This window comes from Pyrodictium brockii (genome assembly GCF_055379715.1).
In genome coordinates, this window is sequence record NZ_AP042401.1 from 178,565 (window position 1) to 192,317 (window position 13,753).

Sequence of the window (13,753 nt, forward strand, 5' to 3'; positions counted from 1 at the left end):
CTAGAGGAGCTTGAGCCTCCCCGTAACCCTGTCCACCAGCTGGCTGGGGGCTGGCCCCACGGCGGCTGCTGTCCTGGTGCCCGGGGGGAGCTCGGTGCGGCCGGCGTCCGCCACGAGGGAGGCTGGGAGGCCTAGGCGCCGGGCCTCCTGGTGGACCCAGAGCAGCTCCTGCTCGCTCGAGACCTTCACCACCACCTTCTTCTGGCCCTGTATCCTCCACTCGCGGAGCCAGCGGCTCCACTCCGGGTTGCCGCTATCTATTATGAGCAGCACCGCCTCCACCGCGGCGTGGGCCACCTGGGCGGCCAGCTTCCCCCTGCTCATCCTTATATCAGTCCTCACGGCTATGACCTGCTTGTACTCCTGCCCAGGCCCCATCATACCGGCTGCCATCCCCAGGGCGCCGGGCGCGGCGCAAGACAGTAATTAACTGGCCGCAGCCACGGGGCCGGGGCGGGGTCGAGGCCGTGTCGCTGAGCCTTGAGGTGCCGCGGAAGCCCAGCATAGTAGAGGCCACCAAGGTACCCGTGTGCACCAGCTGCAACAGGCCAATATCGCCCTGGGAGAAGGGAGTGGCGTTCCTCTGCCCCAACTGCGGCGAGGTAGTGATCTGGCGCTGCTCCCGCTGCAGGAAGATGGGTGTCCCTTACCGCTGCCCGAAGTGCGGGTTCGAGGGCCCCTAGGGCACGGCAGCATTCTAGCCCCGGGATTGGCGTGGACGGTCCTGCAGGGGTGTGGCAGCATGGCGAAGGTACTGGTAGTAGCGTCGGTATATCCGTCTAGCACGGACATAGACCTGGAGCAGCTCGTAAAGAGGATAGAGGAGAAGCTGCCACGAGACTACGAGGTGACCCGCTACGACAAGGTCCCGATAGCATTCGGGCTCAACGCCCTCAAGCTATACATACTGATACCGGAGGAGAGCGAGGGAGGCACCTCTAAGCTCGAGGAGCTCCTGCGCGGCGTCGAGGGCGTCGAGGAGATAGAGGTAGAGACTGTCCACAGGGTCTCCAGCTACTAGCCGCCCACGCCACCGGGATGTTTTGAGGCCCCGGGGGGCCGGGCCTCGGCGCCACCCGTTCCAGGGCTGGCCTGCTAGACGCCTCTTCCTCGCGCGGCGGGGTATGATATATACCAGGCTCCAGGGCTCAGCACGGTTAATGAGGGGCGCAGTGTAACCATACCCTTACTCACCAGGGTGCGCCCCCAGGCCGGAGGGAAGACGGTGTAAAAGGGGTAAGCCATGGTGCTGACGGGTTCTCGGCGTAAGAAGGAGGTAGTGCTAAGGGTTGTTGAAGCCAAGCAACGCGACGTCGGCAAGGGGAAGGTGAGGATAGATATAGACATACTCAGGATGATAGGCGTCGAGCCGGGCGACATAATAGAGATAGAGGGGAGGAAGAGGACGGCTGCCATAGCGTGGCCGGGCTACCCGGAGGACAAGGGCCAGGACATCATAAGGATGGATGGGCTTCTCCGCAAGAACGCCGGCGTGAGCATAGGCGATAAGGTGATAGTCCGTAAGGCCGACGTGCAGCCCGCCTCTCTGGTTAAGCTCGCTCCGGCGAACTTCTCGATAACCATTGACAGCGGGTTCGTGAACTACGTGAAGAAGAAGCTGCTCGAGTACCCTGTGGTCGAGGGCGACACGGTGCTGATACCGGTGCTGAACCAGTCAATCCCCTTCGTGGTCATACACACCAAGCCCCAGGGCGTGGTCGTGATCAACCATGACACGAACATAATACTGCTGGAGAAGCCGGTAGAGCAGGGCAAGATACCGAGGGTCACCTACGAGGACATCGGCGGCATGAAGGACATCATCCAGAGGGTCCGGGAGCTGGTTGAGCTGCCCCTCAAGCACCCGGAGATATTCAAGAGGCTTGGCATAGAGCCGCCTAAGGGTGTGCTGCTCTACGGACCGCCGGGGGTAGGCAAGACGCTGCTAGCTAAGGCTATAGCTAACGAGACCAACGCCTACTTCATAGCCATCAACGGGCCGGAGATAATGAGCAAGTACTATGGCGAGAGCGAGCAGAGGCTCCGCGAGATCTTCGAGGAGGCTAAGAAGCATGCGCCGAGCATCATATTCATAGACGAGATAGACGCGATAGCGCCGAAGAGGGACGAGGTCGTAGGGGAGGTCGAGCGCCGCGTGGTGGCGCAGCTACTGGCCCTCATGGATGGGCTGGAGAGCCGCGGGGACGTGATAGTGATAGCTGCCACCAACAGGCCTAACGCGCTGGACCCAGCCCTCCGCCGCCCGGGCCGCTTCGACCGCGAGATAGAGATACCGCTGCCGGACAAACAGGGTAGGCTTGAGATACTCCAGATACACACTAGGAGCATGCCGCTGGCCGAGGACGTGGACCTGGAGAGAATTGCCGAGATGACCCGCGGCTACACCGGCGCGGACCTAGCGGCGCTGGTAAGGGAGGCTGCGATGCACGCGCTGCGCCGCTACCTTCCGAGGATAGACCTCAGCCAGGACAGGATACCCCCGGAGATCCTGGAGGAGATGGAGATACGGATGGAGGACTTCATGGCCGCTATGAGGGAGATAGTGCCGAGCGGGCTGAGGGAGATCTACATCGAGGTTCCGGAGGTCCACTGGGGGGATATCGGTGGGCTTGAGGATGTTAAGCAGCAGCTCCGCGAGGCTGTGGAGTGGCCGCTCAAGTACCCCGACGTCTTCCGGCGCATGGGGATAACGCCGCCTAAGGGTGTGCTGCTCTTCGGCCCGCCCGGCACCGGTAAGACGCTACTCGCTAAGGCGGCCGCGACGGAGAGCGGTGCGAACTTCATCGCCGTGAGGGGCCCAGAGGTGCTCAGCAAATGGGTGGGCGAGAGCGAGAAGATGATAAGGGAGATATTCCGGAAGGCTAGGCAGCATAGCCCTGCGATAATCTTCTTCGACGAGATAGACGCGATAGCCCAGACGAGGGGCGCCTTCGACACCAGCGGAGTAACATACAGGATTGTGAACCAGCTGCTCGCCGAGCTGGATGGCATAGTGCCGCTCAGCAACGTGGTTGTGATAGCCGCCACGAACAGGCCGGATATACTCGACCCGGCCCTCCTGCGGCCCGGCAGGTTCGATAAGGTGATCTACGTGCCGCCGCCGGACCGGAAGGCCAGGCTCGAGATACTCAGGATACACACCAGGAAGATGCCACTAGCAGAAGACGTAGACCTAGAGCTGCTGGCGATCAGGACCGAGGGCTACAGCGGCGCAGACCTAGCGGCGCTGGTAAGGGAGGCTGCAATGCTAGCGCTCCGCGAGGATATAAACGCTACCAGAGTGCGTATGAGGCACTTCATGAGGGCGCTCGAGATAGTGAGGCCCTCGATAACCCAGGACATGGTGAAGTTCTATGAGGAGTGGTATCAGCAGGCCCGCCAGCAGCTGCCGGGGAGCAAACTGCTGCAGGCAAAGTCTACACTGTTCACTTAGACACGCCGACTACCCCCTACCGCGTTTCCCCTCCCCGCCCCTGCTCCTACACACCCCGCCCCCGGCCCCCGGGGCAGGGCCTGCATTGAGGTAGGCTAGGGAGGTGTCTAGCCGGCATGACCGCCTCGGATACCTGGAGGAGCCTACCCCTCCACTACGCCATAATAGAGGAGCTTGAGCGGAAAGGCGGGAGCGCCAAGGACGTGGACCTCTACAAGGCTCTTAGGGATAAAATGGATATCACGTTCGCCGAGCTCCTCCACGCGCTGATGAAGCTGGAGATGCAGGGTATAGTCTACGTCTCTGTGCTGAAGGAGAACCTCAGGAACGTGGAGCTGCTTAGGAAACCTTAACGGGGCCTCAAGCCTATCCCCCGGGGTATAGGGGGAGCCGTGGGCGTCAACCTCCGCGAGATCATACCCAAGGAGGCTGTAACGGAAATAGAGCTCGACTCGCTGCGCTACAAGGTTGTAGCCATAGACGCCTACAACGCGCTCTACCAGTTCCTCACCGCGATAAGGCAGCCGGACGGCACGCCGCTCATGGACTCGCGTGGCAGGGTCACCAGCCATCTCAGCGGCCTCTTCTACCGCACCATAAACCTGGCCGAGCACGGGGTAAAGGTGGTCTACGTCTTCGACGGGAAGCCGCCGGAGATGAAGTATCTCGAGATAGAGAGGAGGAAGCGTGTCAAGGCGGAGGCTGTGCGGAAGTACGAGGAGGCAGTGAAGAGGGGCGACCAGGAGGCGGCGAGGCGCTACGCCCAGGCAGCGGCGAGACTCACCGACGAGATGGTGGAGGACGCTAAGAAGCTGCTGGAGGCCATGGGGATACCCTACGTGCAGGCGCCGGCGGAGGGGGAGGCGCAGGCCGCCTACATGGCCCGGAAGGGCGACGCCTGGGCCGCGGCGAGCCAGGACTACGACTCCCTGCTCTTCGGGGCCCCGAGGCTTGCCCGGAACCTCGCTATAACGGGTAAGAGGAAGCTGCCCAGGAAGAACGTCTACGTAGAGGTTAAGCCGGAGCTGGTGGAGCTCGAGAAGCTGCTCAAGGCACTGGGCATTACGAGGGAGCAGTTGATAGCCCTAGGCATACTCATAGGCACCGACTACAACCCGGACGGCGTCCGGGGGATCGGGCCCAAGACGGCGCTGAAGATGGTGCAGACCCACCGGGACCCCGTGAAGCTCCTCCAGGGGCTCCCGCGCCACGAGTTCCCGGTCGACCCACTGAAGATCTACGAGTACTTCCTGAACCCCCCAGTGACCAGCGACTATAAGCTCGAGTGGAGGGAGCCCGACGAGAAGAGGGTCCTCGAGATACTCGTGGAGGAGCACGACTTCAACCCGGAGCGTGTTAAGAACGCGCTGGAGAGGCTGCGGAGGGCGTACCGCGAGCACTTCCAGGGCCGCCAGATGGGTCTGGATGCGTGGCTGCGCCGCTAGACCCAAGACTCGTGCTCCCGCCACCCGTGCTCCCCGACGAGGGGCACGAATATGCACGGTGTAACTGGGCGTTTTTTCAGCCTGCCATCAGGCAGCTTCTCGACTACATAGAGGTACTGCATGTACCTATCCCCTATGGGTATGACTATTTTCCCGCCTGGCCGTAGCTGCTCCGGCAGGGGCCTGGGCACCTCGGGGGCCGCGGCCGTCACGATTATCCTGTCGTAGGGCGCAGCTGAGGGGTAGCCCTTGCTCCCGTCCCCCACTATCACTGCGACGCGGTCGCTGTAACCCGCCCTCTCCAGGTTGAAGCGGGCGCGCTCCGCGAGCTCTGGGATCCTCTCCACCGTGTAGACGTGGCCCCACTTCTCCCTCGGCGTGCCGCTGGGCGCGACCACCTCCGCTATCACAGCCGCGTGGTAGCCGGAGCCCGTTCCCACCTCAAGCACCTTCATTCCCGGCTCGAGCTCCGCCAGCTCCGTCATCATGGCGACCATGTGGGGCGCGCTTATAGTCTGCCCATGGCCTATGGGGAGCGGGGTGTCCTCGTAAGCCAGGTGCCTTAGGTCCTCGGGGAGGAAGAGCTCCCGGGGCACCCGGAGCATAGCCCTCTTGACGTGCTCGGAGCGTATATAGCCCTCGTGGACGAGCCTCTCCACAAGCCTCTGGCGCGCCTCCTCTAGCTCCCGCTGCATTCCCCGGCCACTCTCCAGGCTTGACGGGCGCGCCTGCCCTATCTAAGCCCCCTGGCCCCCAGGAGGTGCCTGGAGGCCCGGGAAGAGGTTGGCAGGGGCGTGCATCAGGCTGCTGCGGTGCAGGGGCCATCCCAACGTGCAGCTGGCCCACCCCTCTACGCTCGAGCTGGAGAGGGAGCCGAGGCTCACACCCCGGGGCGACTGCGTGGCCTGCGTCTCCTGTCAGGGCAGCATCGCTGGATGCAGCTCCGGGAAGGGGCTGGCCGCCCTCTACATAGCTGCCCTCTCCCTCCATCCCCCCGGCGCGGCGGGTGCCGTGGTTGAGGGGCTCTCGCCGGCGGCTGAGCCGGGGAGGCTGATAGCGAGGAGGAGCTGCCACCGCCGCGACAGCGTGGTGATCGCTGCCGATAAGGCGGCGCGCGACCTGCCCGAGGGCCTCCGGAGGCTGCTGGCGAGCAGCTATACGAGGTGCCTAGCCCTCTACGTCGTCTTCACCCCGGACGGGGACGTCGACACGGTATATGAACTTGCGGGGTGCGTAGTCGAGGACCCTGGTGGCGGAGACCCCGCCCGGAACCCTGGCTAGCGCCTCCTCGCTGCTAGAGGCCAATGTGTAGACGTGGAGTATGCAGCCCCTGGGGCTGCAGAGCCTCCTCGCCACAGGGATGAACTCCACCGCGGAGTGGGGCAGGTTCATTATTATCCTCGTGAATATGGGCTTCAGCAGCTCCGGCAGGAGGCGGGCGTCGCTCCTCAGCACGACTATCGGCGTCCTGAGCCTACCCTTGTTCATCTCGATGGCGCGGGCCAGGCCCGAGACCGCCCAGGGGTTGGCGTCGTTGGCTACTATCAGCCTTCCCCTGCCCAGCGCCGAGGCGACGAGGCTGAAGCCTCCAACACCGCTGAACATGTCGAGCACCACCTCGTCCCTGCCTATCATCTCGGCGACGCGGCGGTGCTCGGCCGCGAGCCTCGGGTTGATGTAGACCCTGCCGAGGGGCACTGGTATGCGGAGGCCGTGCTCGACGTGCATGGTCTCCTCCACCCTCTCGCCGGCGAGGTGGATGAGCCTCTGGGCCCGGTACTCCCCCACCGTGGCCTCCTTGCCGTAGACCGCCACTATCCCCGGCACCGTGCGGAGCAGCTCCTCCGCCACCTGCCTCTCCCTGCCCCGTAGTCTCTCGTCCAGCGAGACCACCGCCACCCTGCCCACCAGCACGTATGAGACCGGCGGCCGGCGCTCCTCGAGCATGGTGCAGCTGGTCTCCACCACCTCCACGAGCCCGGCGCAGGCTGCGAGCAACTCCTCCCTAGCGCTCCTCAGCTCCTCCCCCGCCGCCTCCGCCGCGAATACTGGGGCGGGGCCGCGGGTGCAGCATTGTTTAACCGGCCGCATCCGCCGCGTTGATAGCCGGCGGCTGTGCAGCAGCCCGCGCGCTGCCTCGCCGCATTGCCGCCCGGTGACGAGGCATAGGCAGCGGGCCGGTGACCCCTCCATGCCCCGGCGCGTCGCCATATACGCCAGGCCCGACCGCGTGGAGGCGCTGGAGCTGGCTAGAGAGGCTTACCGCCGCCTCCTGAAGCTGGGCGCGGAGCCGGCCTACGACATCTCCATAGCTGGGCCGCTGGGAGGCCCAGGGGTGGACCTACGCTTCGACGACGTGGAGGGCGTGGTGGTGATAGGCGGGGATGGGACGCTGCTCCGCCTCCTCCAGCTCCTCGGCGCCAGGAACCCGGTGCTCCACCTAGTCCGGCTGGGGCGGCGGGCCTTCCTCTTCGACGAGGGGCCGAGGGCGTCTATGGAGAGGCTAGCGGACTTCGTGGAGGGCCGGTTCCGGGTGGAGGAGCACCCCAGGCTCATCGTCCGCGCCAGAGGCGGCGTATCCTACGCGCTCAACGAGGCCGCCGTGCTGGCGCTTGGCTCCAAGGTGGCCGGGCTCCGGGTGGAGCTGGGCGGCGAGACGGCCTACGAGGACCTCGAGGGCGACGGGCTGATAATCGCCACCCCGACCGGGAGCACCGCCTACTGCTACAGCGCCGGGGGCCCCGTGCTCCACCCAGGGCTCGACGCCGTGGCGGTGGTGCCGGTCAACCCTCTGGACAGGAGGATAGGGAGCATAGTCGCCCCCGGCGGGGAGCCGGTGCGCCTGGTTGTGGAGCGGACCACGAGGCCGGTTAAGCTGATTATAGACGGGGTCCGGGAGAGCCTCCTCGCCAGGGGCGCGGTGATCGAGGCCGTGCTCCGCGGCCCCCCGGCGCGCATAGCGAGGTACCGTGGAGGGGGGAAGCTGAGGCTGCCATGGAGAAGGCCTACGTGCTAGACACGACGGCGTTCATAGCCAGGTGGCCCCTCTACGCCCCGGGGAGCGGGAGGCTCTACACCACCAGCCTCGTGGTGGAGGAGGTGCGGGACAGCTGGAGCAGGGAGGGCCTGGAGCTGGCCCTGGGGCTCGGCAGGGTGGAGGTAAGGGACCCGAGGCCGGCGGCTCTAAGGCGGGTCCTCCGCGAGGCCGCCCGGGCCGGGCTCCACTCCTCGCTCAGCCGGACGGACACTAGCGTGGCCGCGCTGGCGCTGGAGCTGGCTGAGGAGGGGCTGCCCGTGGTGGTCGTGACAGACGACTACGCCGTCCAGAACCTCGCGGCCATCCTGGGGCTCGAGTACATGCCGCTCCGCACCCGGGGGATAGAGAGGGTCGAGGACTACATCGTCGCCTGCCCCGCCTGCGGCTACGTCTCCCGGAGGCCAGGGGAGAGGGTCTGCCCGGTATGCGGCACCCCGCTCCGGAGGGTGAGGAGAAGGGGGAGGAGGAGGTAGAGGCCCGGGTGCACCGCGACGGAGGCCCCTGGGAGTGGTACGACGAGGGCCTCCTCGGGGAGCTTGAGAGGGTCTATGGCCGCCACGGGCTCCCCAGGCTCCTCGAGGCCCTCGCCGCGCCGCCGTCCCGCTACTACTTCCGGGTCAACACCCTCCGCGCCGACCCCGGGGAGCTGCTCGACGAGATGAGGAAGGAGGGCTACCCGGTGCACCGCGACGAGCTGCTGGAGGAGGCGCTCTGGATACCCGTCGAGGGGCCAGCGAGGCTCCGGGACCCGGGCTGCAGGGTGGTGGTGGACAAGAGGGCTGCCGAGAGCGTTATGCTCGGCGCCCACGTGTACGCCCCCGGCGTGGTCCGGCTCGAGGACTGCGCCCGGCCGGGCAGGGAGGTGCTGGTTGTAGCGGAGAACGGCGCCGCCGTAGCCCTGGGGGTGGTGGCCCAGGAGGCTCCGGCCGCTCTCCGGGCGCGGCGGGGCCTGGTGGTGGAGAACGTCCAGCCCCTCTACCGGGTGCCCAGCCTCAGGGAGACCCGGTGGTGGAGGAGCGGCGCGATATACGAGCAGAGCATCTCCTCCATGATGGCCGCCCACGTCCTATCCCCGGAGCCCGGCTCCCTGGTCGTAGACATGTGCGCGGCGCCGGGAGGGAAGACCGGCCACGTCTACGAGCTGGCCGGGGGCAGGGTGCGGGTGGTGGCTGTCGACCACTCCAGGGGCAAGGTGGAGAGGCTCAGGGAGGAGGTGAGGAGGCTGGGGCACCGGGTGGAGGTGCTGCGCGCCGACTCCAGGAGGCTTGACAGGATACTGGGCGCCGGGGTGGCGGACTATGTTATCCTCGACCCTCCCTGCAGCAGCCTCGGCGTGATACCCAAGGTCTGGGACCGGAAGACGCTGCGCGACGTGGAGGCCGCCGCCCGGTACCAGAGGCGGTTCCTCCGCGCCGCCCAGCGGCTCCTCCGGCCCGGCGGGGTGCTGGTCTACTCCACCTGCACCATGACGCTCCGCGAGAACGAGGAGAATATGCGCTACGCCGTGGAGGAGCTGGGCCTCCGCCTCGAGGAGGCCTGGCCCAGGCGCTTCAGCCGGGGCATAGGCTTCTACGGCGAGCACGCCATAAGGGTGCACCCGAGCATCCACCGGGCGACCGGGTACTTCATAGCGAGGCTCCGGAAGCCCGGAGGCTAGCCCTCCAGGAGCCCGGCCAGCCTCTCCACGAGCCCGCTCGCGTGTACCAGTGTCTTGGACACGCAGCGGGCCCACCTGGCCTCCTCCCGGAGGCCCCGGCACGGCTTAACCTCTATGCAGGCCTTCCTCGGGCCCCTGCCCTCCACGAGCGCGTCTATGCAGAGCAGCGCCTTCCCCGGGTCGAAGCTGTAGCCCTGGACCTCCACCCTCCGGCCGAGCGCGTCACTGAGCAGGTAGGATAACTCGAAGCCCAGGTCCACCACCATAGCCGGGCCACCCCGGGGGCCGGGAGGGCGGCGCGGCCTATAACGCGGCCCTCGGGCATTCCCTGTAAGCCCTGCCGGCCTCCTCTAGGGGTAGGCGCGGGGTAGGAGGATGACTCCACAAGGCCCCGGCCACGGCCTTGCCGCCGCCTCGCCCCCGCTCTCGGCGCACGTTCCAAGGTCTATGGCTGTCCCCCCCCCCCCCCCGCAGCGAGGGCGCGGGCCCCCGGGTTACCTGGAGCAGCCCCAGGCATTGACGATAAGCAGGGGTGCCGCCGGGACGGGGGTGCCCTGTCAAGCGCAGCCCCCCGATGGCTCGAGTACCGCGCCGGCCACGGTGCAAGGCTGGCGGTACCCGTATCTGCATTCATTCCGACACTAATTCCACTTGCATTTTAACAGGGCTTAAAGAGGCGGCGCCCCCCTCTGGGTTCTGGAGGTGGTGGCTGGAGTGCCGGCCGCCGGGGGGAGACGGGGCTGCGACGTGGTAGCAGCCCTCGTGGGCGCGCCCAACAGCGGGAAGACCACGCTGTTCAACAGGCTTACCGGCTCCAGCGAGCTGGTGGCCAACTGGCCGGGGGCCACCGTCGAGATGAAGGTAGCCCACATAAGGCTCGGGGACCGCGTGGTCTGCGTCGTGGACCTCCCCGGGGTCTATAGCACCAGCGGCACCGGGGCAGAGGAGGAGGTCACGAGGAACTTCCTCCTGGAGAACCGGCCTGACGTGATAATAACCCTAGCCGACGGCGCCGCGCTGGAGAGGGGGCTCGCTCTCCCCCTAGAGCTGCTGGAGGCATTCGACAACGTGGTGGTTGTGATAACTAAGGCTGACATGCTGGGCGAGCGCGGCATAGAGGTGGACGTGGAGGGCCTGGAGAGGGAGCTCGGAGTCCCAGTGGTACTGGTGAGCGCACTGAAGGACTTGGGTATCGATAAGCTGCTGGAGGTGGTTATCCGGAAGCCCGTCCGCCGCGGGAAGGGGCCGCTGCTGGACATGCTGCTCGGGGACCTGAAGCCCTACGTGGAGAGACTAGCCGGCCTCATAACAGGCTCGGATGAAGGGGTGCTGGAGCCTGCGCGTGCGCGCTGGCTGGCCGTGAAGCTCCTGGAGGGGCATGACTGGGTCCCGCGCTACCTCGAGAAGCTGCTAGGGCCGGAGAGGGCCAGGAGGGTGGCCGAGGAGGCTGAGAGGATCCGGGAGGAGCTGCGGGGGAGAGGCATAGACCTGGCCATAGAGCTTGTCAAGAGGAGGTATGACTACGCCTCCAGGCTCTACGAGAGGTACGTGGCCCACAGGCCCAGGGCCCGGGAGGAGGGCCAGGCGGCGCTGGGGCTGTCGAGGCTCGACCTGGTGTTCCTCCACCCGGTGCTGGGCCCCCTGGTCAGCCTCGGGACACTCTTCCTCATCTTCCTCGCCACCTTCTCCGTGGCGAGCGGGTGGCCTCTCGATGATATATTGAGGCACCTGGGCTACACGGGAGCCGCCGACTTGGTTGATGAGTATAGCCTGCAGAACCTGGTAGCCGTTGTTATGGACTGGCTGGCGGAGCAGGTGGAGGGCGCTATACCCAACCCGGTGCTGGCCCGGATGCTGGGCGAGGGCCTGCTCTCCTCCGGCTACGGCCTGGGCCTGGTGCTCACCTTCATCCCCTTGGTAGCCGTGATAATGGCCTTTATAGGCGCCCTCGAGGACTCCGGCCTGCTGCCCAGGTTAGCCGTGGGGGTTGATAGGCTCTTCCGCCTATTCGGGGTCAGCGGAAAGGCCGTCTTCCCCGCCATGCTCAGCCTGGGCTGCAACGTGCCCGGCGTCATCTCGGCGAGGATAATGGACTCCCCTACGGAGAGAAGGGCGGTCGCGTTCGCCCTGCCCCTGGTGCCGTGCAGCGCCAGACTCACAGTGCTCCTAGCACTGGCGACCGTCTACTTCCACAGCGCGGTGGAGAGGGCGCTGGCTGTGTTCACCGTCTACCTGATATCGATAATCCTCTTCCTGGTGACGCTTAAGCTGTTCACCAGGCTTAAGGGCGGGAAGGCCAGCGAGATAGCGATAGAGCTGCCTCCCACGAAGAGGCCGAGTGGGAGGGTGGTGTGGTGGTTCACCTGGGACAAGCTCCGCCACTTCCTCGTGAGGGCCGGCACGGTGATAGTGGCGGTGAGCATAGTGCTCTGGCTGCTCGCGAACTATGGGCCACAGGGCTACCTCGGCGAGGCCGGCGGCGCAGCCGAGAGCTACGGGGCAAGCATAGGCAGGGCGATGGCGCCGTACGTGCAGCTCATGCTGGGCGTGGACTACGAGAGGGCCTGGAGGATAGGCTTCGGGCTCCTCGGCGGCTTCATAGCCAAGGAGGTGTTCCTCGACTCCCTGGCGGCGGTGGCGCCCGTCCAGGGGCAGGCCGCGGGCGAGTACGCTACGCTGAAGGCCTACGCCCTCCAGCCGTGGCAGGTGCTGGCGCTCATGCTCGCCACGACCCTATACATACCCTGCGTCGCCACCCTCGGCACGATCTACGGGGAGACTAGGAGCTGGAGGCTAACCCTAGCGGCGCTGGGCTACGACCTAGCCCTCGCCACCGCGGCCGCCTTCGCGGTGAGAGCGCTGGCCACGATCCTCTAGGGCGCCGGCGCCCCAGGGCCCCGGGCCTAGGGCGGGGGAAGCCGGTGGACCCGTGTCCTCCCGACATCTTTGACCACGTCCTCGAGGCTGTAGGCCCCCCTCCCAGGGCTCGCCGGCCAGCTCGCGGGCGTAGACCACGGGCACCGGGCGTAGCCCCTCCGGGCAAGGGGGAGGTGCTCGAGCTTAGCCTCGAGCCTTGTCATGGTCCCCGCGAGGTCCCTGGGGCCTAGCCTGCTCCACTCGGCCTCGAGCCCGTAGACCTTTTCCTCGGTCACGACGACCGCGTCTATCTAGACCCCGCGGTGCCACCAGGGCCCTGCAGCCCTAACCTCCTCGCCCCTGGACTGGAGCAGGCGGAGGAAGTGGCGGAGGCTCTCCTCCCAGGCCTCCGCCACGCTGCGCTCCAGCTCGCCCACGGTTGTCTCGAGCACCTGCTCGCGAGGTACTACAACCGCTCCGTGCTGTCCAGGGGAAGCTTCTGGCTAGGCTTCAGCCACGAGAACGGCACGCTCGTGCTCCGTGTCGAAGCGATCCCCATCCGGGCGCCGAGGGTGAACGTGAGCCTCGCCGGCGGCACGCTGGCCGTGAGGCTCGGCATCAACGGGACCGGTATAGACCCCTACCGGGATGTCGGGCTGCCCCTCTACACCCCGCATGGGAGCAGCGCGTGCGCCGGCATCACGCCGCCCGGCTGGCGCTACAAGGGTATCCCCTATATCGAGGCAGGCCGCTGGGCCCTGGAGGGAGGCAGCCTGGTGATAGAGGTAGACGTGGAGAAGCTCGCCGGGCTCACCGCCAGGGCCTGCGGGGCAGCAAGGAGGCATACCTCGTGGTATGGGCTTGGAGACTACCCCGCCTACGCCTACAGGCTCCGGGAGGAGGCTCGGGGCCGCCCGCCACCCCTCATGGCTAGCAGGGTGGCCGCGGCAGCCGCGAGGAGGCCAGGACCCTCAACCCGGGCTACCACGCCCCTACCCTACCCCGCACGGTGCCGGACCCCTTGTCCACAAAAGGGCCCGGCTCTCTGCCATCGACTGGGGGTGATGCCCTCCGCCGGCGGGGATGGGCGCAGCAATCCATAGCCGGCTTGGGGGAGGGGCCTGCCGCAGCGCATGGAGTTGGAGGAGTTGAGGGTGGCGGGCCCGGGGGGATTTGAACCCCCGACCACCGGCTTAGGAGGCCGGCGCTCTATCCTAGCTGAGCTACGGGCCCATACACCCCTCCAGGGCCCGCCTCCAATAGGCCACGAGGAACCCTGGGTCCTAGGTTATATTCCTTGTGCC

The 13,753-nt window shown here is 66.5% G+C and carries 17 protein-coding genes and 1 tRNA gene; 11 read left to right on the plus strand and 7 right to left on the minus strand.

The features are described from left to right. On the minus strand, positions 1–378 hold the full coding sequence (gene pth2, locus ACZ42Y_RS01020) for a peptidyl-tRNA hydrolase Pth2 (protein ID WP_083494583.1): 378 nt from the start codon (positions 376–378) through the stop codon (positions 1–3). Positions 379–467: 89 nt separating this feature from the next. Between pth2 and ACZ42Y_RS01025 the strand changes: the two genes are divergently transcribed. The 5 genes from ACZ42Y_RS01025 (at position 468) to fen (ending at position 4,899) form a co-directional block, all read left to right on the plus strand. After that, positions 468–683, plus strand: coding sequence for a zinc finger domain-containing protein (locus ACZ42Y_RS01025; RefSeq protein WP_083494415.1), 216 nt, complete (start codon positions 468–470; stop codon positions 681–683). Positions 684–742: 59 nt separating this feature from the next. Further along, positions 743–1,021, plus strand: coding sequence for an elongation factor 1-beta (locus tag ACZ42Y_RS01030; RefSeq protein WP_058370196.1), 279 nt, complete (start codon positions 743–745; stop codon positions 1,019–1,021). 222 nt (positions 1,022–1,243) lie between these two features. After that, positions 1,244–3,454, plus strand: a complete 2,211-nt coding sequence (locus tag ACZ42Y_RS01035) for a CDC48 family AAA ATPase (protein ID WP_464735530.1) — start codon at positions 1,244–1,246, stop codon at positions 3,452–3,454. 116 nt (positions 3,455–3,570) lie between these two features. Continuing rightward, positions 3,571–3,807, plus strand: a complete 237-nt coding sequence (locus tag ACZ42Y_RS01040; protein WP_058370194.1) for a hypothetical protein — start codon at positions 3,571–3,573, stop codon at positions 3,805–3,807. Positions 3,808–3,846: 39 nt separating this feature from the next. Beyond that, on the plus strand, positions 3,847–4,899 hold the full coding sequence (fen, locus tag ACZ42Y_RS01045) for a flap endonuclease-1 (protein WP_058370193.1): 1,053 nt from the start codon (positions 3,847–3,849) through the stop codon (positions 4,897–4,899). Here fen and ACZ42Y_RS01050 read toward each other — a convergent pair. Beyond that, positions 4,896–5,594, minus strand: a complete 699-nt coding sequence (locus tag ACZ42Y_RS01050; RefSeq protein WP_058370192.1) for a protein-L-isoaspartate O-methyltransferase — start codon at positions 5,592–5,594, stop codon at positions 4,896–4,898. The genes fen and ACZ42Y_RS01050 overlap by 4 nt on opposite strands. 88 nt (positions 5,595–5,682) lie before the next feature. Here ACZ42Y_RS01050 and ACZ42Y_RS01055 point away from each other — a divergent pair, with 88 nt between their 5' ends. Continuing rightward, on the plus strand, positions 5,683–6,180 hold the full coding sequence (locus ACZ42Y_RS01055; protein WP_168371200.1) for a DUF371 domain-containing protein: 498 nt from the start codon (positions 5,683–5,685) through the stop codon (positions 6,178–6,180). On the opposite strand, the gene ACZ42Y_RS01060 is transcribed toward ACZ42Y_RS01055, so the two are convergent. Then, entirely contained in the window at positions 6,067–6,990 is a 924-nt protein-coding gene (locus tag ACZ42Y_RS01060) for a class I SAM-dependent methyltransferase (RefSeq protein ID WP_058370191.1), read from the minus strand. The two genes, ACZ42Y_RS01055 and ACZ42Y_RS01060, sit on opposite strands and share 114 nt — an antisense overlap. 100 nt (positions 6,991–7,090) lie before the next feature. Between ACZ42Y_RS01060 and ACZ42Y_RS01065 the strand changes: the two genes are divergently transcribed. Genes ACZ42Y_RS01065 through ACZ42Y_RS01075 form a run of 3 tightly spaced genes read left to right on the plus strand, consistent with a single transcriptional unit; the run spans position 7,091 to position 9,593 of the window. Beyond that, entirely contained in the window at positions 7,091–7,915 is an 825-nt protein-coding gene (locus tag ACZ42Y_RS01065; RefSeq protein WP_058370190.1) for an NAD(+)/NADH kinase, read from the plus strand. After that, positions 7,894–8,409, plus strand: a complete 516-nt coding sequence (locus ACZ42Y_RS01070) for an NOB1 family endonuclease (protein WP_058370189.1) — start codon at positions 7,894–7,896, stop codon at positions 8,407–8,409. Before ACZ42Y_RS01065 ends, ACZ42Y_RS01070 begins: the two co-directional genes overlap by 22 nt. Continuing rightward, positions 8,361–9,593, plus strand: a complete 1,233-nt coding sequence (locus tag ACZ42Y_RS01075; RefSeq protein WP_464735531.1) for a PUA domain-containing protein — start codon at positions 8,361–8,363, stop codon at positions 9,591–9,593. Before ACZ42Y_RS01070 ends, ACZ42Y_RS01075 begins: the two co-directional genes overlap by 49 nt. Here the strand turns inward: ACZ42Y_RS01075 and ACZ42Y_RS01080 are convergent. Then, positions 9,590–9,859, minus strand: coding sequence for a hypothetical protein (locus ACZ42Y_RS01080; protein ID WP_058370186.1), 270 nt, complete (start codon positions 9,857–9,859; stop codon positions 9,590–9,592). The two genes, ACZ42Y_RS01075 and ACZ42Y_RS01080, sit on opposite strands and share 4 nt — an antisense overlap. A 448-nt stretch (positions 9,860–10,307) precedes the next feature. Here ACZ42Y_RS01080 and feoB point away from each other — a divergent pair, with 448 nt between their 5' ends. Further along, positions 10,308–12,470, plus strand: coding sequence for a ferrous iron transport protein B (gene feoB / locus ACZ42Y_RS01085; RefSeq protein ID WP_168371199.1), 2,163 nt, complete (start codon positions 10,308–10,310; stop codon positions 12,468–12,470). Between the two features lie 26 nt (positions 12,471–12,496). Here feoB and ACZ42Y_RS01090 read toward each other — a convergent pair whose 3' ends face one another. Continuing rightward, positions 12,497–12,745 carry a hypothetical protein gene (locus ACZ42Y_RS01090; protein ID WP_464735532.1) on the minus strand — a complete coding sequence of 83 codons (249 nt, stop codon included), beginning with the start codon at positions 12,743–12,745 and terminating at the stop codon, positions 12,497–12,499. 15 nt (positions 12,746–12,760) lie between these two features. Further along, complete coding sequence (locus ACZ42Y_RS01095) at positions 12,761–12,901, minus strand: hypothetical protein (RefSeq protein WP_168371198.1); 141 nt, start codon at positions 12,899–12,901, stop codon at positions 12,761–12,763. A gap of 27 nt (positions 12,902–12,928) precedes the next feature. Here ACZ42Y_RS01095 and ACZ42Y_RS01100 point away from each other — a divergent pair, with 27 nt between their 5' ends. After that, entirely contained in the window at positions 12,929–13,552 is a 624-nt protein-coding gene (locus ACZ42Y_RS01100) for a hypothetical protein (protein WP_168371197.1), read from the plus strand. 52 nt (positions 13,553–13,604) lie between these two features. Here the strand turns inward: ACZ42Y_RS01100 and ACZ42Y_RS01105 are convergent. Then, positions 13,605–13,682 (minus strand) — tRNA-Arg (locus ACZ42Y_RS01105). Positions 13,683–13,753: the final 71 nt, after the last annotated feature.

What these genes read in the sequence shown, in the direction of transcription:
- pth2 (WP_083494583.1), bottom strand. Translation starts at nt 378, where the DNA reads ATGGGGCCTGGGCAGGAGTACAAGCAGGTCATAGCCGTGAGGACTGAT.
- ACZ42Y_RS01080 (WP_058370186.1), bottom strand. Translation starts at nt 9,859, where the DNA reads ATGGTGGTGGACCTGGGCTTCGAGTTATCCTACCTGCTCAGTGACGCG.
- ACZ42Y_RS01065 (WP_058370190.1), top strand. Translation starts at nt 7,091, where the DNA reads ATGCCCCGGCGCGTCGCCATATACGCCAGGCCCGACCGCGTGGAGGCG.
- ACZ42Y_RS01050 (WP_058370192.1), bottom strand. Translation starts at nt 5,594, where the DNA reads ATGCAGCGGGAGCTAGAGGAGGCGCGCCAGAGGCTTGTGGAGAGGCTC.
- ACZ42Y_RS01070 (WP_058370189.1), top strand. Translation starts at nt 7,894, where the DNA reads ATGGAGAAGGCCTACGTGCTAGACACGACGGCGTTCATAGCCAGGTGG.
- ACZ42Y_RS01040 (WP_058370194.1), top strand. Translation starts at nt 3,571, where the DNA reads ATGACCGCCTCGGATACCTGGAGGAGCCTACCCCTCCACTACGCCATA.
- ACZ42Y_RS01060 (WP_058370191.1), bottom strand. Translation starts at nt 6,990, where the DNA reads ATGCGGCCGGTTAAACAATGCTGCACCCGCGGCCCCGCCCCAGTATTC.
- ACZ42Y_RS01030 (WP_058370196.1), top strand. Translation starts at nt 743, where the DNA reads ATGGCGAAGGTACTGGTAGTAGCGTCGGTATATCCGTCTAGCACGGAC.
- ACZ42Y_RS01035 (WP_464735530.1), top strand. Translation starts at nt 1,244, where the DNA reads ATGGTGCTGACGGGTTCTCGGCGTAAGAAGGAGGTAGTGCTAAGGGTT.
- ACZ42Y_RS01075 (WP_464735531.1), top strand. Translation starts at nt 8,361, where the DNA reads ATGCGGCACCCCGCTCCGGAGGGTGAGGAGAAGGGGGAGGAGGAGGTA.